Origin of the sequence: Streptomyces sp. NPDC048002 (assembly GCF_040653275.1) — a bacterium.
Lineage (GTDB): Bacteria > Actinomycetota > Actinomycetes > Streptomycetales > Streptomycetaceae > Streptomyces.
Map to the genome: position 1 here is coordinate 110,088 of NZ_JBEZNL010000015.1, position 23,268 is coordinate 133,355.

The following is a 23,268-nucleotide window of genomic DNA, read 5'->3' on the forward strand; positions in this document are numbered from 1 at the left end:
GCTTATCCGGTGGGCGCGGTCCGGGCGGGTGCGGCGGGCTTCCAGTCGGGGTGTCCCGGCATGGGCGGGGTCTTCTCGCCGTAGAGCCAGGGGTGGAAGAAGGCCGTCAGGTCGCGGCCGGAGATCTCCGAGGCGAGGGCGACGAACTCGTCGGTGGACGCCACACCGTCCTGGTGGCGGGCGACCCAGGCGCGCTCCAGGCGCTCGAAGGACGGGCGGCCGATCTCCTGGCGGAGGGCGTAGAGGATGAGAGCGGCGCCGTCGTAGACGTTCGGGCGGAAGATGCCGATCTTGCGGCCGGGCTCGGGGACCTTGGGCGCGGCCGGGGGTCCGCCCGCCGCGCGCCAGCGGTCGGAGACGCTGTAGGCGGCCTTCATCCGCGCGGCCAGCGGGCGGTCGGCCGTCTCCTCCGCGTACAGGGCCTCGTACCAGGTGGCGTGGCCCTCGTTCAGCCACAGGTCGGACCAGGTGCGGGGGCTGACGCTGTTCCCGAACCACTGGTGGGCCAGCTCGTGCACCATGATCGACTCGACGTACCAGGCGGGGTAGGCGGGCTCGGTGAACAGGCCCTTCTCGAAGAGGGAGAGGGTCTGGGTCTCCAGTTCGAAGCCGGTGGACACGTCCGCCATGAGCACGCCGTACGTCTCGAAGGGGTAGCGGCCGACCTTGTCCTCCATCCAGGAGATCTGGTCGGGCGTCTTCGCCAGCCACGGTTCGAGGCGCTCGCGGTCCGCGGCGGGGACGACGTCCCGCAGCGGCAGCCCGTGCGGACCTGTCCGGCGCACGACGGCGGAGCGGCCGATGGAGACCTGGGCCAGCTCGGTGGCCATCGGGTGCCGGGTGCGGTACGTCCAGGTGGTCGCCGCGCGGGTCCGGTCCACGTCGGTCGCCAGTCCGTTGGCGACGGCGGTGTAGCCGTTCGGGGCGGTCACCCTGAAGGTGAACATCGCCTTGTCGGAGGGGTGGTCGTTGCCGGGGAAGACCAGGTGGGCGGCGTCCGCCTGGTTGGCCATGGCGAGTCCGTCGGCCGTGCGCACCCAGCCGGTCTCACGGCCCTCGGGGGGTGTCGGGTCGCTGGTGTGCCGCACGGTGATCCGCATCCAGCTTCCGCTGGGGAGCGGCGCGTCCGGGGTGACGACGAGGTCCTCACCCGCGGTGGTGAAGGCGGCGGGCGCGCCGTCGACCTCCACGGAGTCGACCTCCCCGTGCGCGAAGTCGAGGTTGACGCGGTCCAGCTCGGCCGTGGTCCAGGCGTCGATGGTGGTGACCGTGCGCAGCGGTTCGCTGTTGGACCCGGAATAGGTGAAGGCGAGGTCGTACGAGGCGACGTCGTAGCCGGGGTTGCCCAGGTGGGGGAAGAGCCGGTCGCCGATGCCGAGGGGCTCGGCGGGGGCACCGGCGGCGACGAGGCAGACGGTCACGGCGGAGGCGAGGAGCGCGGTGGCCTTGCGGGGGATGTGCGGCATGGACCACCGCTACCAGCGCGGGCGGCCCGCGCGACGGCGACGCGCGACCGGCCCACTCGAACGGGGTCGTCCACACCCGCGGCCGCAGCCGCTCCGGCCGGAGGCGACGGGGTTGGGGGGCGCCGGGACGGCAGAGGCGCCCCGGACTGCGGCACGCGACGTTCCGGACCGCGGCGCGCGACGCCCCGGACCGCGGCCTATGCCGTCCCGGGCTGCGTCTGTGTCCTGCTCACGTCGTAGACGCCCGCCACGTTCCGCATCGCGCGCATCAGCGCGGGAAGGTGGGCCGCGTCCGGGAGTTGGAGGGTGTAGGTGTGGCGGACCCGCTGCTGGGTGGGGGGCTCCACGGTCGCCGAGACGATCTCCGCGCCCTCCTGGGCCATGGCCTCGGTGAGGTCGGCCAGGAGGTGCGGCCGGACGAACGATTCGGCTACCAGGGTCACCCGGCACTCCGTGGTCTCCCCCCAGTGGACGCCGACCGCGGTGCGGCCCGAGCCGGTCATCCTGGCCACGGCCGCGCACTCGACGCGGTGGACGGTGACCGCTCCCCCGCGCACCGAGAACCCGGTGATCCCGTCGGGCGGCACCGGCGTGCAGCAGCCGGCCAGGCGTACCGTCGCGCCGGGCTGCTCGACCACGACGTCGACCGCCGGGCGGGCCTGCACGGAGCCCTCCAGCGACAGGGCCTCCGTGGTGGGCCGGGGCGCGGCCGCCACGTCGTCCGGGCGCCGCTCACCGTCCTCCTGGGCGGGGTGGGCGGCCAGCCAGCGCTGGATGGCGATCCGGGCGGCGGGCGTGGTGGCATGCTCCAGCCACTCCCGGGACGGCTCGGAGGCCGGGTCCTGGCCCATGAGGAGCTGGACGGTGTCGCCGTCCCGGAGCACGGTGCTCAGGGTCGCCAGCCGGCCGTTCACCCGGGCGCCGATGCACGCGTGCGCGTCCTCCCCGTACTGCGCGTAGGCCGCGTCGACACAGGTCGCGCCCTCGGGCAGGCCGAGGGGCCCGCCGTCGGGCCGGAAGACGGTGATCTCCCGGTCCTGGGCGAGGTCCTCGCGCAGGGTGGACCAGAAGGTGTCGGGGTCCGGCGCGGCCTCCTGCCAGTCCAGGAGGCGGGAGAGCCAGCCGGGGCGGGTGGGGTCGGCCCGCTCGCCGTCGGCGGGTTCGTCGGAGGAGGGGGCGTAGGGGTTGCCGAGCGCGACCACCCCGGCCTCGGCGACCTTGTGCATCTGGTGGGTGCGGATGAGGACCTCGACGACCTGCCCGTCCTCCCGCGCCACGGCCGTGTGCAGGGACTGGTACAGGTTGAACTTCGGTACGGCGATGAAGTCCTTGAACTCCGAGACCACCGGCGTCATACAGGTGTGCAGTTCGCCCAGCACCCCGTAACAGTCCGCGTCCTCCCCCACCAGCACCAGCAGCCGCCCGAAGTCGGCGCCGCGCAGTCGGCCGCGCTTGCGGGCCACCCGGTGGACGGAGACGAAGTGCCGCGGCCGGATGAGGACTTCGGCCGGGATGTCGGCGTCGCGCAGCACGCCGCGCATCTCCTCGGCGACCTCATCGAGGGGGTCGTCGGCGCGGGAGGCGTTGTCGACGATCAGTTCCCGGGTGTGTTCGTACTCCTCGGGGTGGAGGATCGCGAAGACCAGGTCCTCCAGCTCGGTCTTGAGCGCCTGGACCCCGAGGCGCTCGGCGAGCGGGATGAGGACGTCCCGGGTGACCTTGGCGATGCGGGCCTGTTTCTCGGGGCGCATCACTCCGAGGGTGCGCATGTTGTGCAGCCGGTCGGCGAGTTTGATCGACATCACGCGGACGTCGCTGCCGGCGGCGACGAGCATCTTGCGGAAGGTCTCCGGCTCGGCGGCGGCGCCGTAGTCGACCTTCTCCAACTTGGTGACGCCGTCGACGAGATAGCGCACGTCGGCACCGAACTGCTCACCTACCTGATCGAGTGTCACCTCGGTGTCCTCGACGGTGTCGTGGAGCAGTGAGGCGGTCAAGGTCGTGGTCTCGGCGCCGAGTTCGGCGAGGATGAGGGTCACGGCGAGGGGGTGCGTGATGTACGGCTCGCCGCTCTTGCGCATCTGGCCGCGGTGCGAGGACTCGGCGAGCACATAGGCGCGGCGCAGCGCTTCGAGGTCGGCCTCGGGGTGGTGGGCTCGGTGCGCCTCGGCGACATGGCCGATGGCGTCGGGCAGCCGGTCGCGGGCGGCCGGGCCGAGCAGGGCGGCGCGGCCCAGTCGTCGCAGGTCGATCCTGGCCCGCCAGCGCGGGGCGGGCCCGGTCACCGGACCGGGCGTCGCGGGGTTCGTGGCCTCCGCACTCATGGGCACCTCCGGCTGCGTGGACCGGCGGACGGGGTGCCCCATGGCGGACACGGCTCAGGAGACTGGCAACGGTCTCCCGTCCGGGCCGGTGCTTGATGCTACCGAGCCCATCACGCCCGGCTGACCGCCTCTCGCCGAGCGTGAAACGGATCACCCATTCGAGCGATGGTTGACAGGTTTACGGTTTCGAGCGTGCCACCTGCGGCCGACCGGGAATTCGATCCCCGGCCGGACGGCCGCGGAGGAGAGACGTCCGCCGACCGGCCGCCCCGCACACCGATATCAAGTCGTTGCCCGGCTCATCGGCCGAGGCCGCGCAGCCAGTCCGCGTCGAACTCGCCCTCGGCCACGATCACCGCGGGTCCGGTCATCTCGATCTCGCCGTCCGGCCGCTCGGTGATGACCAGGGTGCCGCCGGGCACGTCGACGGTGTACGTGACCGGAGTGCCGGTCGCCGCCGGGTCGGCGCCGTCCCGGCGGGCGGCGGCCACGGCGACGGCGCAGGCGCCGGTGCCGCAGGACCGGGTCTCGCCGGAGCCGCGTTCGTGCACGCGGAGGGCCACATGGCGGGGTCCGCGGTCGACGACGAACTCGACGTTCACGCCGTCCGGGTAGGCGGAGGCGGGGCTGAACGGGGGCGCGTCGTGCAGGTCTCCGGCGTGCGCGAGGTCGGCCACGAAGGCCACCGCGTGCGGGTTGCCCATGTTCACGTTGCGGGCGGGCCAGCTGCGCTCGCCGACGCTCACCATGACGTCGCCCTCGGGCAGCAGCGCCCGGCCCATGCCGACGGTGACGTCCCCCTCACCGGATCCGGCGCCGGCGCCGGCCTTGGCGATGTGCACGCGCTTGACACCGCCGCGGGTGGCCACCGCGAGGTCGCCCTCGGTGACGTGTCCGGCGCGCTGGAGGTAGCGCGCGAAGACCCGTACGCCGTTGCCGCACATCTCCGCGATCGAGCCGTCGCCGTTGCGGTAGTCCATGAACCACTCGGCCTCGGCCGCCAGGTGCGCGGCCTCGGGGTGCGCGGCGGACCGCACGACGTGCAGCAGCCCGTCACCGCCGATGCCCGCGCGCCGGTCGCACAGGGCGGCGACGGCGGATGGGGACAGGTCGACGGCGTTCTCGGGGTCCGGGACGATCACGAAGTCGTTCTCGGTGCCGTGCCCCTTGAGGAAGGCGATCCGCGTGCTCATGCCCCGATCGTACGGTGCGGCGCCGACAGCGGCGGAAACGGTGCCGGGGCTCGACGACCGAGGGCGGTGCCGGCCTCAGCGCAGCCGGGCCACGCGCCACACGGCGAGGACCACGACGACCGCGACGACCAGCGCGTAGGTGAGGACGACCCGCCAGTCCGGGCGCCGGCCGGAGCCGCGCGAGGGCAGTCCGGGCCAGGTGTGCCCCACCCGGCGGGCGGCCATCATGCCCCAGCCGGCCGCGCACGAGCAGATCAGCAGCCCCAGCATGGCGATCACGGCGCCGCTGTCGCCGAAGTCGAAGGCCAGCGGGAAGGCGAACATCAGGGAGCCGACCGCGGCCAGGGACACGATGGGGGCGAGCTGCCAGATGCGCAGCCTGCGCTGCGGGCGCAGTTCGACCTCGACCTCGGGGCCGCCGGTGAACATCTCCTCGGGCCCGGGGCCGTCGGCGGTCACGCCGCCCTGGATCTCGTCGGGTCCGTCCGGGCTCAGACGGTCGCCGTCCTGCTCCGGTTCACCCCGGTCACTGGTGACGGACTCGGTGCTTCGTGCGGTGTCGCGAGGGCCGGCCTCCATCGCCACGCGCCCTCCCAACTCGGACTCCACTTGGTCGATCGAAGCTCGATGATGGCACGGCGCCGGAGGCCGCGATGACGGCCGGAGCGTCCCGATGCCATGACGTGATCAGGCTGTGACCGGTCGTTCGACCAACGCCAGTGCGAGGTGCGGAAGTTCTGTGAGATCCGCCGCAGCCCCACTCAGCCAGTGCACCCGGGGGTCGCGCCTGAACCATGAATCCTGACGGCGCGCGAAGCGTTTGGTGGCGCGTACGGTCTCGGCGCGGGCCTCGTCCAGGGTGCACTCCCCGGCGAGCGCCGCGAGCACCTGCTGGTAGCCGAGCGCGCGGGAGGCCGTACGCCCCTCACTGAGCCCCCGCGCTTCCAGTGCGCGCACTTCGTCGACGAGCCCCGCGTCCCACATCCGGTCGACCCTGCGGGCGATGCGGTCGTCGAGTTCGGGGCGGGCCACGTCGACGCCGATCTGCACGGTGTCGTAGACGGAGTCATGGCCCGGGAGGTTGGCGGTGAAGGGCCGGCCGGTGATCTCGATCACCTCCAGGGCGCGGACGATCCGGCGGCCGTTGCTCGGCAGGATGGCGTGCCCGGCGTCCGGGTCGGCGGCGGCCAGCCGGGCGTGCAGGGCGCCCGAGCCGCGCAGCGCGAGTTCCTCCTCCAGCCGTGCGCGCACCTCGGGGTCGGTGCCGGGGAACTCCAGGTTGTCGACCGCGCCCCGGACGTACAGGCCGGAGCCGCCGACCAGGACGGGCCAGCGTCCCTCGGCGAGCAGCGCGTCGATCCGTTCCCGCGCCAGGCGTTGGTACTCGGCGACCGAGGCGGTGACGGTGACGTCCCAGATGTCCAGCAGGTGGTGCGGGACGCCCCCGCGTTCCTCCGGGGTCAGCTTGGCCGTGCCGATGTCCATCCCGCGGTACAGCTGCATGGAGTCGGCGTTGACGACCTCGCCGCCGAGCCGCTGGGCGAGGAAGACGCCCAGGTCGGACTTTCCGGCGGCCGTGGGGCCGACGACGGCGATGACGCGGGGACTGGAGGGTGTGCTGCTCACCGCAACAGTCTCGCAAACCCCGGAGGGTCGTCTCGCAGGAGTTGCGCGACGAAGCGTCACTTCGGCCGCCCGAGTACCGTATGGAGGTGATACGGGCGTTTTGGTGCGGGAAAGGTGAGCGATGGGTCTCCTGGACAGTTTGAAGGGCAAGCTGGGCCCGGCGAAGGGCAAGGTCTCCGACCTGGCCCAGCAGCACGGGGGCAAGATCCAGCAGGGTCTGGACAAGGCGGCCAAGGCTGTCGACGACAGGACCAAGGGCAAGTACAGCGAGAAGATCCAGACCGGCACCGGCAAGGCCAAGGACGCCATGGACCGGCTCGCGCACAAGGACGAGGGCAAGGGCGGCGGCACCGGTACCCCGCCGAGCACTCCGCCGCCGGCTTCCTGAACCCGGCGTCCGGCGACGGACGGCCACGGAGCACGGCTCCGGGCCGTCCGTCGCCGTTTCCGGAGGGGCCGGGGGCCGTTCCGGAGCAACCGCGCTAGGACCAGGCCGCGACCACGTATCCCACGCCGTACGGCGCGTCCTCGTACAGCAGCGAGCCGGAGAGGCCGGAGTCCCGCGCCGCGCCCGCGAGCACCTGCCAGGGGGCCCGGCCGGACACCTTGAGCCGCCGCGCCAGTTCGGCGTCCAGCGCGTCGAGCGCGGCGAGGTCCGCCGTGCCCAGGGCGCGGGCGACGGCCGTGTCGAAGGGTTCCGCGCGCTCGTCGAGGTAGCCGGGCGCCTTCAGCGTGCGGCAGGCGCTGGCGTCGCCCATCACGAGCATCGCCACGCGGTCCGGGCCCGCGGCGACCCCGATCCCGGTCCCGGCGCACCGCTCGGCGTCGAGTCCGTCCGCCACCGCGAGACCCTCGATCGGCGCGTCGGCCCATCCGGTGCGCTCCAGCAGCCAGGCGGCCACCGCCAGGGAGACCGGGAGCGGGCGCGCGGAGTCCGCCGCCTTCTCCCCACCCAGCCGTACGTCGAGATCGACGCCGAAGCCCCGGAAGGAACCCGGCGCTCCCTCGGGGTGGGTGCCCGGCTCGTCCTCGGCGGCGGGTCCGACCACCACGAGCCGGTCGGGGCGCGAGGCGGCGAGCACGCCGAGCGCGTCCGCGCAGGCGGCTCGCGCCGCGTCCAGTTCGGGCGCGGCGCCCGCGGCGACCTCGGGCACGAGCAGCGGCGGACAGGGGCAGACGGCGGCGGCGACAAGCATGATCGGCAGGGTATCCCCGCCGCTCGGCCCGGCGCGCGCCCGCGTCACCGCGCGGGCACGGCCGGCCGGGTCAGTCGCAGCCGCAGCCGCTGCCCGTAGCGGCCGGCAACGGTTCCGGGGCGCCGATCCTCGGCAGGCCGAGCATCACGCCCGCCGGCTTGGCGGCCTCGGCGGCGTTGCGCTTCTCCCAGGCGTCACCCGCGCGCGTGCGGCGGACGCCGAGGACGGCGCCCTCGGCGAGCAGGTGGTGCGGGGCGGCGTAGGAGATCTCGACGGTGACCACGTCGCCGGGGCGCACCTCCTGGTCGGGCTTGGTGAAGTGGACCAGCCGGTTGTCGGGGGCGCGGCCGGACAGACGGTGGGTGGCGCCGTCCTTGCGGCCCTCGCCCTCGGCGACCATCAGCTCCAGGGTGCGGCCGACCTGCTTCTTGTTCTCCTCCCAGGAGATCTCCTCCTGGAGGGCGACGAGACGCTCGTAGCGCGCCTGGACGACCTCCTTGGGGATCTGGCCCTCCATGGTGGCGGCCGGGGTTCCGGGCCGCTTGGAGTACTGGAAGGTGAACGCCTGGGTGAAGCGGGCCTCGCGGACGGCGTGCAGCGTCTGCTCGAAGTCCTCCTCGGTCTCGCCGGGGAAGCCCACGATGATGTCGGTGGTGATCGCCGCGTGCGGGATCGCGGCCCGCACCTTCTCGATGATCCCCAGGTAGCGCTCCTGCCGGTACGAGCGGCGCATCGCCTTCAGGACCGTGTCCGAGCCGGACTGCATCGGCATGTGCAGCTGCGGCATCACGTTCGGGGTCTCGGCCATGGCGGCGATGACGTCGTCGGTGAAGTCGCGCGGGTGCGGGGAGGTGAAGCGGACCCGCTCCAGGCCCTCGATCTTCCCGCAGGCCCGCAGGAGCTTGCTGAAGGCCTCGCGGTCGCCGATGTCGCTGCCGTAGGCGTTGACGTTCTGGCCGAGCAGGGTGATCTCGGAGACGCCCTCGCCGACCAGGGCCTCGATCTCGGCGAGGATGTCGCCGGTGCGGCGGTCCTTCTCCTTGCCGCGCAGGGCCGGGACGATGCAGAAGGTGCAGGTGTTGTTGCAGCCGACGGAGATCGACACCCAGGCCGCGTAGGCGCTCTCGCGCCGGGTCGGCAGGGTCGAGGGGAACGCCTCCAGGGACTCGGCGATCTCGACCTGCGCCTCCTCCTGGACGCGGGCGCGCTCCAGCAGGACGGGCAGCTTGCCGATGTTGTGCGTGCCGAAGACGACGTCGACCCAGGGCGCCTTCTTGACGATGGTGTCCCGGTCCTTCTGCGCCAGACAGCCGCCGACCGCGATCTGCATGCCGGGGCGGGAGGCCTTGCGCGGGGCGAGGCGGCCGAGGTTGCCGTAGAGGCGGTTGTCGGCGTTCTCGCGGACGGCGCAGGTGTTGAAGACGACGACGTCGGCGTCGCCGTCGGCGCCCTCGGGGGCGCGGACGTACCCCGCGTCCTCCAGCAGTCCGGACAATCGCTCGGAGTCGTGGACGTTCATCTGGCACCCGTAGGTGCGCACCTCATACGTTCGCTTGACGTCCACGGCGTGGCTCCGGTCGATGCTGCTGCTCATGGAACAAGGGTAAGGGCGCTCCGGGGACGCCCTTCCCGCCCGGTTGCGCCAGGGGCAGGACCCGGCAGGTCACGGCGTCACAGGCCGCGGCAGTACAGGGCGTCCGGGGTGCGTCCGGAGCCGATCCGGCCGGTGTACGCGATGCCGGCCGCGTACTCGTCCGCGGCGCACTGCCCCTTGTAGCGGCCGTACGCGAAGTCGCCGCCCTTGGGTGCCGTGCCGCGGTTGTCGCCGCGGTCGAACCAGACCGTGCGGCCGCTCGTGGCGCTCACCGGGCCCGCCGCGCACAGGGCGGCCGAGACGGCGGCGCCGCGCACGCTGTAGCCGGTGAGCAGGGAGCCCTCGGGGCACTGGAGCTTGGTGTAGCCGGACGCCCAGTCCTGGCCGGGCCGGACGTGCCGTTCGTCGGTGACCACCGCGTGGGCCCCGGGCCGGAAGGTGAGGCCGGCGTCGGTGCACAGGCCGCGGTTGCCGGTGTGGGCGAGGCCGATCAGACGCTGTCCGTCGGGGCAGGCGGCCTTGCGGGCGCCGGAGTCGAAGTCGGGCAGGGCGCGCATCCGCCGGGAGGCGATGAAGTCGCCGTGGTCGGGGCTGAGCAGGGACCAGTCGGCGACGGGTGCCACGGGCCCGGTACGGCCCTGCGCCCCGGTCAGCCGGGTCCAGGCGGCGGCCCGCCAGTCGTCGCCGTCGTAGAGGCCCATGCGGTGTCCGGCCGCGTCCCAGTGCAGGAGTGCCCAGCCGTTGCCGCGGCGGTTCTCGTGCCAGCCGACGAGCGGCCAGTACGCGAAGTCGGCGTCGGTGCGGATGAGGTGGTCGACGAAGTTCTCGAACCAGGCGCGCTGCTCGGCCCCGGTCTCCTCGCGGCCGCCGACGCCGAACTCGCTGATCCAGACGGGGGCGGTGAAGTGCTGGTCCGCCTCGCCGGAGACGAAGAACGCCTGGCGGTTCAGGACGGAGACCAGTTCGCTCCGACTCAGGTCGCGGTAGCGGGGGTCGGTGGTCTCGCCGGTCCCGGTCGCCCCGCTGTGGTTCGGGCCGGTGTAGTCGTAGAAGTGGGCCGAGTAGACGAGTTTCCCGGAGTCGACGAGGGTGTGCGAGAGGCGGCGCGCGGGCTCCAGGGTGGGGCGTTCGTGGGCGAAGCCGTCGATGGGGATGCCGGTCCAGTTGATGCCCTCGACGACGATCAGGAGGTCGGGGTCGGCCTCCGTGAGGATGCGGTCGGCGACGCGCTGGGAGGCGGCGAACCAGTCGTGGTGGTCGCCCAGGCCCCAGTTGGGGTCGTCCCAGACGTTGCGGCGGACCTCGTTGTAGAGGTCGGCGCCGACGACGCGCTTGTTGTCCTGGTAGCGGCGGGCCATGAACAGCCAGTCGTCCTCCCAGACCCCGGTCGGCTGCGAGGCGTTCCAGCGCTCGTTGCCGTCGACCCCGCAGCACCAGCGCGTGGTGTTGGTGTGGTTGTTGAGGATGACGGCGAGACCGGCGGCGGTGAGTTCGCCGACCACGGTGTCGTAGACCTGGAGCGGGGTCCGGCCGCGCAGGGAGGGGTTGGCCGCGACGGCGTCGTCGGTGACCGGGCGGGTGTCGTGGATCATCTCGTTGGAGAAGGGGAGCCGGATGCTGTTGATCCCGATCTCCCGGAAGCCGGCGATGATCTCGGCCATGGGCGCGCGGTCGAGGCCGAGCGGAACGCGCCCGGAGTTCTCGCCCGCGTGGTGGTTGGCGTCCTCCTCGGTGCTCCCCGAGCCGTTCCAGGTGCCGCTGGCGCCGTGCCAGTTGCCCGAGCGGAGCTTGAAGCGGTCGCCGTCCGCGTCGACGATCCAGCGACCCCGGGTGCTGAGCGGGCCCGTCCACTCCTCCTCGGCGGCGGCCTGGGCGGGCACGGAGGTCAGCGGGACCAGGAGGAGCACGGCGACCAGTGCCGCCCTGAGGAAGCGCATCCTTATTGTCATGGCAGCGTCATGATGACGGCCTGCCGGTCCGCAGTCCAGACCCGCGGCTCAGGGCTCGATCAGGCCCGCGCGGATCGCGTACCGGGTCAGCTCCAGACGGTCCCGCACGCCCAGCTTCTGGAGGAGGTTGGCCCGGTGCCGCTCGACCGTCTTGGCGCTGATGAAGAGCAGCTCGCCGATCTCCTTGGAGGTGTGGCCCTCGGCGACCAGCTTGAGGATCTCCTCCTCGCGCTCGGTCACCGGCCGCTCGGGCAGCCGGTCGCCGCCGTGGAGCCGCTCCAGGTACGAACGGACCAGGGCCCGTTCGGCGCCCGGGTAGATGAACGGCTCGTCGCGGAAGACCGCCCGGCAGGCCTCGACCAGATCGCGGTCGGCGACCGACTTCAGCACATAGCCGCCCGCGCCGGCCTTGAGCGCCTCGAAGAAGTACTGCTCGTTGTCGTACATGGTGAGGATCAGGATCCGCAGCTCCGGCAGGCGCCGGGAGAGTTCCCGGGCCGCCTGGAGGCCGGTCATCCGCGGCATGGCGATGTCGAGCACCGCCAGGTCCACCTCCCCGGCCCGGGCCAGCGCGACCGCCTCGGCACCGTCGGCGGCCTCGGCGACCACCTCCAGGTCCGGTTCGCCGTCCAGGATGAGCCGCACCCCCCGGCGGACCAGGGTGTGGTCGTCGGCGAGGAGTACCCGGATCGGCCCGTTCCGCCTGCCCGCGGCGCCCGGCATCAGCGCCCTCCCCCGGCCGGGACGCGCAGCCTGATCTCCGTGCCCCGCTCCCGTCCCGGCCGCACCGACAGCTCGGCTCCCACCAGCAGCGCCCGCTCCCGCATGCCCCGGATCCCGGCGCCCTCCGGTGAGCCGCCGATACCCGTGCCGTTGTCGCGCACGACGAGTTCGACCCCGTCGGGCCGGCCCGTCAGCTCGACCTCGGCGCGGTCGGCGCCCGAGTGGCGGGCGGTGTTGGTCAGGCCTTCCTGGGCGACGCGGTAGAGCACTAGCTCGGCCTCCTCGGTGAGCGGGGGCAGTTCGGCGGGGACGTGGTGGCGGACGGTCAGCCCGTGCGCGGTGAACTCGCCGGCCAGTGAGCGCAGGGCGCTGACCAGGCCGAGTTCCTCCAGGACACCGGGGCGCAGGCGGCGGGCGATGCGCCGGATCTCGTCGAGCCCGGCGCGGGTGGCCTCCTGGGCCTGCCCGACCTCCTCGCGCAGGCCCGCGGGCGCCCGGTCGGCGACCCGCTTGAGCTGGAGCAGTACGGCGGTCAGGGTCTGGCCCACCTCGTCGTGCAGCTCCGCCGCGATCCGGTGCCGCTCCCGCTCCTGCGCGGACAGCGCCCGGGCGGCACCGGCGGCCCGCTCGCTCTGGAGCCGGTCCAGCATGCTGTTGTACGTGCTGATCAGCTCGGCGGCCTCGGCCGGACCGGCGACCACCTCCCGGGCCCCGGGCCGCAGCAGGTCGGCGTCGGCCATCGCGCGGCCCAGCCGGCGGAGCGGGGCGAGCCCGAGGCGCAGCACGACCGCGTTGCCGACCAGCAGCAGCGCCAGGCCCACGACCACCACCAGGGCCTCGGCGGGCAGCACCGGGGTGGAGACGGTGACCGGGCCGAGCAGCATCGCGGCGGCCACGACCAGGCCGGCCGCGTTGAGCGAGAAGATCCGCCAGAACAGGGACACGGGCGCGTTCCGACTCCTTCCGGCTCTCCATGGCACCGCCGTCACCAGCATCGCCGCTCGAGTCCGATCGCGTATATCCGTGCCAGCACCCATGTCGCCACCGTACGGGCGAATGGAAACATGCGACGGGGCCGCTTGATCGCGGGCGGCCGTGGCACCGCCGCAGCGCCGTGCCGAGGGAACGTGTTGACGAGTGAGTTGACGAGTGAGTTGACAAGTGAGGGGAAGAGCAACGTGTCTGCGCCACGTCTGAGGGCGACACCGCTGCCCGGCATCGGGGTCCAGTACGACCTCGTGACGCGGGAACACCGCCATCTGTCCGTGGTGGCCCACCGTGACGGACTGCGCACGGTGAACGTGTACCGGGCCGACGATCCCGACTCCTGCCTCCAGTCCCTGCGGCTGACCGGCCCCGAGGCGGACTCCCTGATCGACGCGCTGAAGCCGTCCCACCACAGCCCGAACCTGCTGCACACCACCCACCTGGGCCTGGTCGCCGAGCGGATCGAGGTGGCCTCCACCTCGCGCTGGAACGGACGCCTGCTGGGCGACACCCGGATGCGGACCGAGACGGGCGCCTCCGTGGTGGCGGTGCTGCGCCGGGCCGAGGCGATTCCCTCGCCCGCGCCGGACTTCCGCCTGGTGGGTGGTGACACGCTGATCGTCATCGGCACCCGCGAAGGCGTGGACTCCGCCGCGTCGATACTCGGGCAGGAGTGAACCGGTGCATTCCGGCATCCTGCTGATCGAGTTCGGTTCGATCATCCTCGGCCTGGGCCTGCTCGGCCGGGCCGCCGCCCGTTTCCGGCTCTCGCCGATCCCCCTGTACCTGCTCGCCGGGCTGGCCTTCGGCGAGGGCGGGCTGCTGCCGCTCGGGGCCAGCGAGGAGTTCGTCGCCGCGGGCGCCGAGATCGGCGTCATCCTGCTGCTGCTCATGCTGGGCCTGGAGTACACGGCCGGCGATCTCGTCACCAACCTCAAGTCCCACTACCCCGCCGGACTCGTCGACGGCGCCCTCAACGCCCTCCCGGGCGCGGCGATGGCGCTGCTGCTGGGCTGGGGGCCGGTGGCGGCCGTGGTCCTGGCCGGGGTCACCTGGATCTCGTCGTCCGGGGTCATCGCCAAGGTGCTGAACGACCTGGGCCGGGTCGGCAACCGTGAGACCCCGGTCATCCTCAGCGTGCTGGTCCTGGAGGACCTGGCGATGGCGGTGTACCTGCCCATCGTGACGGCCCTGGTCGCCGGGGCGGGTCTGCTGGCCGGCAGCGTCACCCTGGCCGTCGCCCTGGGCGCGGCGGGGCTGGTCCTGTTCGTCGCGGTCCGCTACGGCCGGATCATCTCCCGGTTCGTCTCCAGCGACGACCCCGAGAAGCTCCTGCTGGTGGTGCTGGGTCTGACCATCCTGGTCGCGGGCGTCGCCCAGCAGCTCCAGGTGTCCGCGGCGGTGGGCGCGTTCCTGGTCGGCATCGCGCTGTCCGGGGAGGTCGCGGAGGGCGCGCACACGCTGCTCAGCCCGCTGCGGGACCTGTTCGCCGCGGTCTTCTTCGTCTTCTTCGGGCTGCACACCGACCCGGCGAGCATCCCGCCGGTCCTGCTGCCCGCGCTCGCGCTCGCCGTGCTCACGGCGGCCACGAAGATCGCCACGGGGTACTGGGCGGCCCGGCGGGCCGGCATCTCCGAGAAGGGCCGCTGGCGCGCGGGCGGGGCCCTGGTGGCCCGCGGCGAGTTCTCGATCGTCATCGCGGGCCTGGCGGTCAGCGCGGGCATCGAACCCTCGCTGGGCCCCCTGGCCACGGCCTACGTCCTCATCCTGGTCGTCGTCGGCCCCCTGACGGCACGGTTCACGGAACCGGCGGCCATGTGGTGGCTCGGCCGACGCCGCAAGCCGCAGCCCCTGGAGGCGGCGGAGGAGACGGCGCCCCTGTAGCGGGGCGACCGGGTGCCGCCCCCACGGAGAAGCCGGGCCGGTCTTCTCCGTGGGGGCTCGGGCCCCGTCGGGCCCGGAGGGCCGCCGGGGCCGGCGCCGCGAGAAGAAGGCAGTGGGCGCCCCGCCCCGGCTCGGGAGCCGCAGACGTCCCCGCCCCGCCGACAGACACGCCGAGCGTCCGCACAGCGGCGTGGCGCCGGACGAACCGTGGCATCTGCGGAGCCAGGCGACGCCGCGCCGGACCAGCCTGGCGCTGCGCGGACCGACCAGGTGACGCCCGCGGGCAGAGCCGAGGCTGACCCACTGGGCGCGCCCCGCCATGCCGGGAGGGGCCACGCGCGCCCCGGAGGGCCGGACGCGCCGCCTCAGCCCGGCCCAGGGAAAACCCGGAGCGTCCCGCCACGCCGAGAGACACGCCGTCCGTCGGCTCAGGGACGTGCGCCGGACCAGCACTGGCTCCGGCGGACCGACCAGATGGCGCCCGCCCGGCGGAGCCGAGTCCGCCTCGGGGCGCGCCCCGACATGCCCGGAGGGCGCCACGCGCGCCCCGGAGGGCCGGACGGGCCGCCTCAGCCCGGCCCAGGGAGAAGAACGGGAGTGTCCCCGCCACGCCGAGGACACGGAAACCGTCCACGCAGCGGCGTGGCGTCGGTCAGGTCGCCGGGTGACGCCCCTTGTGCGGACCGGGCGGGTCTCCCGTGGTGGCTCTCACCCCCAGGGAACCCGGAGGAGCCCTGCGAGCCGCCGGAGGGCCCTGCGGGGCCCGGCAGCGCGGAGAGGGAGCCGCGGCGCTGGAGACGCGCCGGGCGGCGGCTCAGGGGCGGGGCTCGGATGCCGTGTCGCCGGGCCAGCCCTGGCGGCGCAGGACACCGGCCACGTCGGGGGCGTCGTAGTGGGCCCCCTTGAGCACCTTGCCGTCGGCACGGCGGGACACGCTGCCGTCGGGCCCGAGCTTGGTCATGTTGGAGCGGTGCACCTCGGCGATCACCGCGTCGAGGTCGATCCCGTGCACGAGCGCCGTGCCGTACGCCACGTAGACGACGTCCGCCAGTTCGTGGGCGAGTCTGTCGAGCGGCCCGGTGACGGAGACCTCGGCCACCTCCGCGGCCTCCTCGGCGAGCAACTCCCCCCGGTGCGCGGCCAGTTGCGGCGACACCTCGGAGGGCGCGGAGCGGGCGTCGAGCCCGAAGGCGTGGTGGAAGGCGCGTACCAGATCGGCGGGCGAGGAGGTCATGACGCGACCCTACCGACCCCGGGACCGCACGCCGCCCCTGGTCAGCAGGGCGCACCGCCTGGCAGGATCGCCCGCATGTCCACGCTGCTCCCCCGTATCGGCAGGCGCCGGGCCCTGACGGGCGCGGGCGCCGCGGTCGTGGTCCTCGGGCTGCTGCTCTGGTGGCTGCTGCCCCTGGGCGAGAAGCCGCCGAGCGGGACGATCACCTTCAGCACGGGCACCGAGGCGGGTGTCTACCACGAGTACGGCGAACGGCTGCGGGCCGAGCTGGCCAAGGACATGCCGGATCTGAAGGTGGAGCTCGACCCCAGCGAGGGATCCCAGGAGAACGTCGAACGGGTGGCGACCGGCAAGGCCGACTTCACCATCGCCGCCGCCGACGCGGTGGAGACCTACGAACTCGCCGATCGGCCGGGCGCCGACCGGCTGCGCGGAGTGGCCCGGCTCTACGACGACTACGTGCAGCTCGTCGTCCCGCCGGACTCCGACATCCACTCCGTAGCCGACCTGCGGGGCAAACGCGTGGCCATAGGGCTGCCCGACTCGGGCGTGCGGCTGATCGCCACCCGCGTCCTGAAGGCGGCCGGCATCGACCCGGAGCAGGACATCACCCCCCGCGAGGACGGCATCAACACCGGCCCCAAGCGGCTGGGCATGGACCTGGACGCGTTCTTCTGGTCGGGCGGGCTGCCCACGCGCGGGCTGAAGGAGATCGCCGAGACCTCCACGTTCCGGTTCGTGCCGATCGAGGAGAAGCTGGTCGCCAAGGTGCACGCGCAGGGCGGCGCCACCCACTACTACCGGTCGACCAACATGCCGGAGTCGGCGTACGAGACCATCCAGAACGGGGCGACGGTCGCCACGATGGCCGTCTCCAATCTGCTGGTGACCCGCGCCGACATGGATCCCCGGCTGACCGAGTGGCTCACCCGGACCGTGCTCGACAGCCGGGACGGCATCGGCGCCCACGTCCACTCCGCCCAGCTCGTCGACGTCCGCACGGCGATCTACACCGACCCACTGCCCCTGCACGAGGGGGCCCGGCGGTTCTACCGCTCGGTCAAGCCCTGAGCGGACCCCGGCTCGGCGGCACTGCGCGGCACCCGCACCGTCACTTTCAGGCCCTGCGGCTCGTGATGGCCGTAGGCGATCGAACCTCCGCCCGCCGAGAGCAGCGCGCGGGAGATGGACAGGCCGAGCCCTGAGCCCTTGACGTTCTGGTGGCGGCCGCTGCGCCAGAAGCGGTCGCCGATCCGGGCCAGCTCCTCGTCGGTCAGTCCCGGACCGAGGTCGGCGACCATGACGGACGCGGTGTCGCCGTTGGACGCCACGGTGACCTCCACGCGCCGCCCGTCCGGGGTGAACTTCACCGCGTTGTCGATCACCGCGTCCAGCGCGGACGACAGCGCCACCGGGTCCACCCAGGCGGTCGTGGGCGGACAGTCGCCCACCAGGTCGACCCCCTTCGCCGTGGCCGTCGGCGACCATGCCGCGACCCGCTCGGCGGCCAGCGCGCCGATGTCGGTGAGCCGGAGGTCGGCCGCGGTGTGCTCGGCGAGCGCCAGGTCGAGCAGGTCGTCCAGGACCTGCGCCAGCCGCTTGCCCTCGGTCTGCACGGAGGCGATCTCCTCGTTGCCCTCGGGCAGTTCCAGGGCGAGCAGTTCGATCCGCAGGAGCAGGGCCGACAGCGGATTGCGCAGTTGGTGCGAGGCGTCGGCGACGAAGGCGCGCTGCTGCTCCAGCACGTCCTCGACGTTGTCCGCCATCTCGTTGAAGGACCGGGCCAGCCGCCGCAGCTCCGGCGGCCCCCCGGCCGCGGCGACCCGGGACTTGAGCCTGCCGCTCGCGATGGCGTGCGTGGTGGCGTCCAGGATCCGCACGGGCCGCAGCACCCAGCCGGTCAGGCGCAGCGCGGCGCCCACGGCCAGCAGCATCGCGGCGACCTCACCGGCGGCGATGACGAGCCAGCCGTGCAGGATCCGTGAGCGCATCCCACCGGTGGGCGAGTCGGTGACGACCACCGCGACGACGTCGCCGTCCCGGACCACCGGTGAGGCGACGACCAGGCGGCCCCGCTGCCAGGGCCACACCTGCCGCGGATCGTGGCTGCGCCTGCTCAGCAGGGCCTCCTCGAAGGCGTCGCGCACCTCGCCGGACCCGGGCAGGAACCAGGTCTCGGGCGCGTTGGCAAGCGGGGTGTCCCCCGGCAGGAAGACACCGGCCCGGATGCCGTAGACGCCGTAGTAGCTCTCCAGCTCGCGGCTGAGGGCGCGGCCCTCGTCGCGCGGCCCCTCGGGGGTGTTCATGGCGGAGCGTGCCATGGCGGCGAAGTAGGCCGTGTCGTCGATGCGGTCGACGACCACCGTCTGCTGCTGGGCCGCGGCCAGGCTGACCGCGAGCGGGATCCCGAGCGCCAGCAGTACGGCCGCCATCAGCACGATGAGCAGCGGGAGGAGTCGAGTGCGCACCCGTACCCGCTAGCCCGCCGGGGCGACGAGCCGGTAGCCGACGCCGCGCACGGTCTCGATCAGGGTCGGCATGCGCAGCTTGGCGCGCAGGGAGGCCACATGGACCTCCAGGGTGCGCCCGGTCCCCTCCCAGCTGGTGCGCCACACCTCGCTGATGATCTGCTCCCGGCGGAAGACCACGCCGGGCCGCTGCGCGAGCAGGGCCAGCAGTTCGAACTCCTTGCGGGTCAGCTGGACGACGGAGCCGTCCACGCTCACCTGCCGGGTGGGCAGCTCGATGTGGACCGGGCCCAGCCGCAGCACGGTGTCCGCCGCGGCCGCCGGGTCCTCGGGGACTGCGCGCCGGCTGACGGCGTGGATCCGGGCGAGCAGCTCGCCGGTGTCGTAGGGCTTGACGACGTAGTCGTCGGCGCCGAGGTTCAGGCCGTGGATGCGCGACCGCACGTCCGAGCGGGCCGTCACCATGATCACCGGGGTGCTGGTGCGCTTGCGGATCTTGCCGCACACCTCGTAGCCGTCCTGGTCGGGCAGGCCCAGGTCGAGCAGGACGACGCCGAAGCCGGCGCCCTCCGGGACCAGCGCCTGGAGCGCCTCCTCGCCGCTGCGGGCGTGCGTGACCTCGAAGCCGTGCCGCGCGAGGACCGCGGAGAGGGCGGCGGCGACGTGGTTGTCGTCCTCGACGAGGAGCAGTCTCATCGCGTCCCCTTCCTGTTCATCGGCCGTACGGGTGGTCCGGCTAAACACGTCACGCGCACGCGCGCGTGCATCAAGGCAGTCACGCTGATGGACGACGACGCCGTCAAGTGGGTTCCGGTTCCCCGGGGCTTGTCGTTATCCAGCCGGTACGCGCCCGGTTCGCAAGTGCTACGACATGTGTCCGATTGCTATCGGATCGTGATGCTCAGATTCCCCTCAGAACTAATGACGCAGGTCGGATACGGTTATTACTGTCCTCCGAAACCGAGGAGGACGGAGCCTGAGAGCGATGACCGAAGTATCGGTGGCCAAGGAGGACGCGGCCGCGACCGGCGACCTGGTCGTTCTGAAGAGCGTCAACAAGCATTTCGGCGCGTTGCACGTGCTCCAGGACATCGACCTGACGATCGCCCGCGGCGAGGTCGTCGTGGTCATCGGGCCCTCCGGGTCCGGGAAGTCCACCCTGTGCCGCACCATCAACCGGCTGGAAACGATCGACTCGGGCGCGATCACGATCGACGGCAAGCCGCTGCCCGCGGAGGGCAAGGAGCTGGCCAGGCTCCGCGCCGACGTCGGCATGGTGTTCCAGTCGTTCAACCTGTTCGCGCACAAGACCGTGCTCGAGAACGTCATGCTGGGCCAGACCAAGGTCCGCAAGACCGACAAGAAGAAGGCCGAGGAGAAGGCCCGCGGCCTGCTCGACCGGGTGGGTGTGGCCAGCCAGGCGGACAAGTACCCCGCCCAGCTCTCCGGCGGCCAGCAGCAGCGTGTGGCCATCGCGCGCGCCCTGGCGATGGACCCCAAGGTCATGCTCTTCGACGAGCCGACCTCGGCCCTCGACCCGGAGATGATCAACGAGGTGCTGGAGGTCATGCAGCAGCTCGCCCGGGACGGCATGACCATGATCGTCGTGACCCATGAGATGGGCTTCGCCCGTTCGGCCGCCAACCGGGTGGTCTTCATGGCGGACGGCCGGATCGTCGAAGAGGCTGTGCCGGACCAGTTCTTCAGCAACCCGCGCAGCGACCGCGCCAAGGACTTCCTGTCCAAGATCCTGCACCACTGACGAACGCGATTCCGCACCCCTGACGAATGCGGTTTCGCAACCCCGACGCATGCGGTTTCGCAACCCCGACGGACGCGGTTCTGCGACCCTGACGACGCAAACCCCGCGCCCCTGACGACGCGAACCCCGCATCCCCGACGACGCGTTTCCGCTTCTCGCCGGCGACGCGACCACGCACCACCGACGTCCTCGACGGACCTGCGTCACCCGCACCGACGGCTCGCACCTCTTCACAGACAAAGGATGTTCACCATGAAGCTCCGCAAGGTCACCGCCGCGGCGGCCGCTGCGCTCGTCCTGTCCCTCACCGCGACCGCCTGTGGCGGCGACGACGACAGCAGCAGCGGGGACACCGGTTCCAGCGGTGGCGGCGACAAGATCAAGGTCGGCATCAAGTACGACCAGCCCGGTCTGGGCCTGAAGACGCCCGACGGTTCCTTCTCCGGCTTCGACGTGGACGTCGCCACCTACGTGGCGAAGGAACTCGGCTACGACGAGAACCAGATCGAGTTCATCGAGACCAAGAGCGCCGACCGCGAGAACGCGCTCGCCCGGGGCGACGTGGACTTCATCGCCGCCACCTACTCGATCACCGACGAGCGCAAGGAGAAGGTCGACTTCGCCGGCCCGTACCTCCTGGCCCACCAGGACCTGCTGGTCAAGGCGGACTCCGACATCGCCGAGGGCACCGACCTCAACGGCAAGAAGCTCTGCTCGGTCACCGGTTCGACCTCGGCGCAGAACGTCAAGGACGAGATCGCCCCGGACGCTCAGCTGAGGGAGTACGGCACGTACTCCGAGTGCATCGCCGGCCTGCAGAGCGGCGCGGTCGACGCGGTCACCACCGACGACTCGATCCTCGCCGGCTTCGCCGCGCAGGACCAGTACAAGGGCAAGTTCAAGCTCGCCGGCCTGAAGCTCAGCAACGAGAACTACGGCATCGGCGTCAAGAAGGGCGACACCGAGACCACGGACAAGATCAACGCCGCGCTGGAGAAGATGGTCAGCGACGGTGCCTGGGAGACGGCCGTCGAGGACAACTTCGGCCCCGCCGAGTACAAGAACGAGCCCGCCCCGAAGATCGGCAACATCGTTCAGTAACGCGGAATCCGCGCCCGCGCCGCCGCCGTCGGCCTGACCCACACGGCGGCGCGGCACGTCAGCACGGGCGGCGTACCGACACGACCGCCGCCCGTGCACCACGTACGCCTCACACCCGGAAGCGCGGGAGATCGTGTTCGACTTTCTTTCTGACTATGACGACCCGAGCCTGCTCGGCGCCTTCTGGGTGACGGTGCAGCTCACCATTTTCTCGGGCATCGGTTCCCTGGTCTGGGGCACCCTGCTGGCGGCCATGCGGGTCAGCCCGGTCCCCTTGATGCGCGGCTTCGCCACCACCTACGTGAACATCGTCCGGAACATCCCCCTGACCGTCATCATCGTCTTCACCTCGCTCGGCCTCGCCGACATCTTCAGGATGACGATGGGCGCGCCCGACGACTTCAAGGCCCAGAGCTTCCGCCTGGCGATCCTCGGTCTGGTCGCGTACACGGCCGCCTTCGTCTGCGAGGCGCTGCGCTCCGGCATCAACACGGTCCCCGTGGGCCAGGCCGAGGCGGCCCGCGCCCTCGGGCTGAGCTTCAGCCAGGTGCTCCGGCTGATCGTCCTGCCACAGGCGTTCCGCGCGGTCATCGGCCCGCTGGCCAACGTGCTGATCGCGCTCACCAAGAACACCACGGTGGCGGCGACCATCGGTGTGGCCGAGGCGGCCCTGCTGATGAAGGAAATGATCGAGAACGAGGCCCAGACGCTCCTCATCGGCGCGATCTTCGCCTTCGGTTTCGTGGTTCTGACCCTGCCCACCGGCCTGTTCCTCGGCTGGCTGAGCAAGCGACTGGCGGTGAAGCGGTGACCTCGGTTCTGTACGACGCGCCCGGCCCCAAGGCCAAACGGCGCAACCTGATCCTCTCGATCGTCTTCGTCGTCCTGCTCGCCCTGCTCGCGTGGTGGGTCTGGCAGGTGATGGACGACAAGGGCCAGCTGGAATGGTCCCTGTGGAAGCCGTTCACCGAGGCCGCGGCATGGACGACGTACCTCCTGCCCGGTCTGGCCAACACCCTCAAGGCCGCGGCGCTGGCCATGGTCATCGCGCTGCCGCTGGGCGCCGTCTTCGGCATCGCCCGGATGTCCGACCACCGCTGGGTGCGCGGCGCGGCCGGCACGGTCGTCGAGTTCTTCCGGGCCATCCCGGTCCTGCTGCTGATGCTGTTCGCGAACGAGTTCTACGCCCGTTCCACCGACGTCAGCAGCGCCGACCGCCCGCTCTACGCGGTCGTCACCGGCCTGGTGCTCTACAACGCCTCGGTCCTCGCCGAGGTCGTCCGGGCCGGCATCCTGGCCCTGCCCAAGGGACAGACGGAGGCCGCCCAGGCGATCGGTCTGCGCAAGGGCCAGACGATGTCCAGCATCCTGCTCCCGCAGGCGGTCACGGCGATGCTTCCGGCGATCGTCAGCCAGCTGGTGGTCATCGTGAAGGACACCGCCCTGGGCGGTGTGATGCTCGGCTTCACCGAGCTGCTGAACTCGCGCGGCACGCTGGCGGCCAACTACGCCAACGTCATCCCGAGCTTCATCGTGGTGGCGGTCATCTTCATCGTCCTCAACTTCATCCTGACCAGCTTCGCCGGCTGGCTGGAGGGCAGGCTGCGGCGCAGCAAGCGCGGCACGGGGGCGGTGCTGGGCGCGGAGGACATGGAGGAGCTGAACCCGGCGGCCACCGGTGGTACTTACGGCACGGGTGCCGGAGGGTCTGTCTGACCCGGAGTCACATCGTTCGCGCGGACGGAGGGCAGTGGCTTGATC

At 72.3% G+C, this 23,268-nt stretch carries 21 protein-coding genes; 8 read left to right on the top strand and 13 right to left on the bottom strand.

Annotation, left to right across the window (positions count from 1 at the left end; translation table 11 throughout):
- Window positions 1-2 precede the first annotated feature (2 nt).
- From AB0E07_RS20245 to miaA, 5 genes are all read right to left on the bottom strand, one after another.
- Window positions 3-1,466 carry a M1 family metallopeptidase gene (locus tag AB0E07_RS20245; protein ID WP_362253591.1) on the bottom strand — a complete coding sequence of 488 codons (1,464 nt, stop codon included), beginning with the start codon at window positions 1,464-1,466 and terminating at the stop codon, window positions 3-5.
- 197 nt (window positions 1,467-1,663) lie between these two features.
- Window positions 1,664-3,790, bottom strand: a complete 2,127-nt coding sequence (locus AB0E07_RS20250; RefSeq protein ID WP_362253594.1) for an HD domain-containing protein — start codon at window positions 3,788-3,790, stop codon at window positions 1,664-1,666.
- A 299-nt stretch (window positions 3,791-4,089) separates the two neighbouring features.
- Window positions 4,090-4,983 (bottom strand): diaminopimelate epimerase, encoded by an 894-nt coding sequence (gene dapF, locus AB0E07_RS20255; RefSeq protein ID WP_362253597.1) that lies wholly within the window; start codon window positions 4,981-4,983, stop codon window positions 4,090-4,092.
- 75 nt (window positions 4,984-5,058) lie between these two features.
- On the bottom strand, window positions 5,059-5,562 hold the full coding sequence (locus tag AB0E07_RS20260; protein ID WP_362253600.1) for a hypothetical protein: 504 nt from the start codon (window positions 5,560-5,562) through the stop codon (window positions 5,059-5,061).
- 108 nt (window positions 5,563-5,670) lie between these two features.
- The gene (gene miaA, locus AB0E07_RS20265) at window positions 5,671-6,609 is read right to left on the bottom strand and encodes a tRNA (adenosine(37)-N6)-dimethylallyltransferase MiaA (RefSeq protein ID WP_362253603.1); all 939 of its coding nucleotides are present in this window, start codon (window positions 6,607-6,609) and stop codon (window positions 5,671-5,673) included.
- Between the two features lie 121 nt (window positions 6,610-6,730).
- On the opposite strand from miaA, the gene AB0E07_RS20270 reads away from it, so the two are divergent.
- Window positions 6,731-6,997 (top strand): antitoxin, encoded by a 267-nt coding sequence (locus tag AB0E07_RS20270; RefSeq protein WP_362253605.1) that lies wholly within the window; start codon window positions 6,731-6,733, stop codon window positions 6,995-6,997.
- 94 nt (window positions 6,998-7,091) lie between these two features.
- Here AB0E07_RS20270 and AB0E07_RS20275 read toward each other — a convergent pair whose 3' ends face one another.
- From AB0E07_RS20275 to AB0E07_RS20295, 5 genes are all read right to left on the bottom strand, one after another.
- The gene (locus AB0E07_RS20275) at window positions 7,092-7,805 is read right to left on the bottom strand and encodes a class III extradiol dioxygenase subunit B-like domain-containing protein (RefSeq protein WP_362253608.1); all 714 of its coding nucleotides are present in this window, start codon (window positions 7,803-7,805) and stop codon (window positions 7,092-7,094) included.
- A 70-nt stretch (window positions 7,806-7,875) separates the two neighbouring features.
- A complete protein-coding gene (gene miaB / locus AB0E07_RS20280; RefSeq protein WP_362253611.1) occupies window positions 7,876-9,399 on the bottom strand; it encodes a tRNA (N6-isopentenyl adenosine(37)-C2)-methylthiotransferase MiaB in 1,524 nt (507 codons plus the stop codon).
- 77 nt (window positions 9,400-9,476) lie between these two features.
- The gene (locus AB0E07_RS20285) at window positions 9,477-11,348 is read right to left on the bottom strand and encodes a cellulase family glycosylhydrolase (RefSeq protein WP_362253614.1); all 1,872 of its coding nucleotides are present in this window, start codon (window positions 11,346-11,348) and stop codon (window positions 9,477-9,479) included.
- A gap of 48 nt (window positions 11,349-11,396) precedes the next feature.
- On the bottom strand, window positions 11,397-12,071 hold the full coding sequence (locus AB0E07_RS20290) for a response regulator transcription factor (protein WP_362253616.1): 675 nt from the start codon (window positions 12,069-12,071) through the stop codon (window positions 11,397-11,399).
- Window positions 12,071-13,015, bottom strand: a complete 945-nt coding sequence (locus AB0E07_RS20295; protein WP_362253619.1) for a sensor histidine kinase — start codon at window positions 13,013-13,015, stop codon at window positions 12,071-12,073. Before AB0E07_RS20295 ends, AB0E07_RS20290 begins: the two co-directional genes overlap by 1 nt.
- A 234-nt stretch (window positions 13,016-13,249) precedes the next feature.
- Here AB0E07_RS20295 and AB0E07_RS20300 point away from each other — a divergent pair, with 234 nt between their 5' ends.
- Together AB0E07_RS20300 and AB0E07_RS20305 are read left to right on the top strand one after the other, a co-directional pair.
- Complete coding sequence (locus AB0E07_RS20300) at window positions 13,250-13,735, top strand: TrkA C-terminal domain-containing protein (RefSeq protein WP_362253622.1); 486 nt, start codon at window positions 13,250-13,252, stop codon at window positions 13,733-13,735.
- A gap of 4 nt (window positions 13,736-13,739) precedes the next feature.
- Complete coding sequence (locus AB0E07_RS20305) at window positions 13,740-14,942, top strand: cation:proton antiporter (RefSeq protein WP_362253625.1); 1,203 nt, start codon at window positions 13,740-13,742, stop codon at window positions 14,940-14,942.
- 814 nt (window positions 14,943-15,756) lie between these two features.
- On the opposite strand, the gene AB0E07_RS20310 is transcribed toward AB0E07_RS20305, so the two are convergent.
- Window positions 15,757-16,176, bottom strand: coding sequence for a MazG nucleotide pyrophosphohydrolase domain-containing protein (locus tag AB0E07_RS20310; protein WP_362253628.1), 420 nt, complete (start codon window positions 16,174-16,176; stop codon window positions 15,757-15,759).
- 75 nt (window positions 16,177-16,251) lie between these two features.
- On the opposite strand from AB0E07_RS20310, the gene AB0E07_RS20315 reads away from it, so the two are divergent.
- Complete coding sequence (locus tag AB0E07_RS20315; RefSeq protein WP_362253631.1) at window positions 16,252-17,247, top strand: TAXI family TRAP transporter solute-binding subunit; 996 nt, start codon at window positions 16,252-16,254, stop codon at window positions 17,245-17,247.
- Here the strand turns inward: AB0E07_RS20315 and AB0E07_RS20320 are convergent.
- Window positions 17,226-18,644 carry a HAMP domain-containing sensor histidine kinase gene (locus tag AB0E07_RS20320; RefSeq protein ID WP_362253634.1) on the bottom strand — a complete coding sequence of 473 codons (1,419 nt, stop codon included), beginning with the start codon at window positions 18,642-18,644 and terminating at the stop codon, window positions 17,226-17,228. The two genes, AB0E07_RS20315 and AB0E07_RS20320, sit on opposite strands and share 22 nt — an antisense overlap.
- A 9-nt stretch (window positions 18,645-18,653) precedes the next feature.
- Window positions 18,654-19,340: a response regulator transcription factor gene (locus tag AB0E07_RS20325; protein WP_362253636.1), complete on the bottom strand. Its 687-nt coding sequence runs from the start codon at window positions 19,338-19,340 to the stop codon at window positions 18,654-18,656.
- A gap of 289 nt (window positions 19,341-19,629) precedes the next feature.
- Between AB0E07_RS20325 and AB0E07_RS20330 the strand changes: the two genes are divergently transcribed.
- The 4 genes from AB0E07_RS20330 to AB0E07_RS20345 all read left to right on the top strand — a co-directional run bounded on the left by AB0E07_RS20330 (window position 19,630) and on the right by AB0E07_RS20345 (window position 23,223).
- Window positions 19,630-20,406 carry an amino acid ABC transporter ATP-binding protein gene (locus AB0E07_RS20330; RefSeq protein ID WP_362253639.1) on the top strand — a complete coding sequence of 259 codons (777 nt, stop codon included), beginning with the start codon at window positions 19,630-19,632 and terminating at the stop codon, window positions 20,404-20,406.
- A 252-nt stretch (window positions 20,407-20,658) separates the two neighbouring features.
- Window positions 20,659-21,507: a glutamate ABC transporter substrate-binding protein gene (locus tag AB0E07_RS20335; RefSeq protein WP_362253642.1), complete on the top strand. Its 849-nt coding sequence runs from the start codon at window positions 20,659-20,661 to the stop codon at window positions 21,505-21,507.
- Window positions 21,508-21,640: 133 nt separating this feature from the next.
- The gene (locus AB0E07_RS20340) at window positions 21,641-22,318 is read left to right on the top strand and encodes an amino acid ABC transporter permease (protein ID WP_362253645.1); all 678 of its coding nucleotides are present in this window, start codon (window positions 21,641-21,643) and stop codon (window positions 22,316-22,318) included.
- A complete protein-coding gene (locus AB0E07_RS20345) occupies window positions 22,315-23,223 on the top strand; it encodes an amino acid ABC transporter permease (protein WP_362253647.1) in 909 nt (302 codons plus the stop codon). The genes AB0E07_RS20340 and AB0E07_RS20345 overlap by 4 nt, the downstream gene beginning before the upstream one ends.
- Window positions 23,224-23,268: the final 45 nt, after the last annotated feature.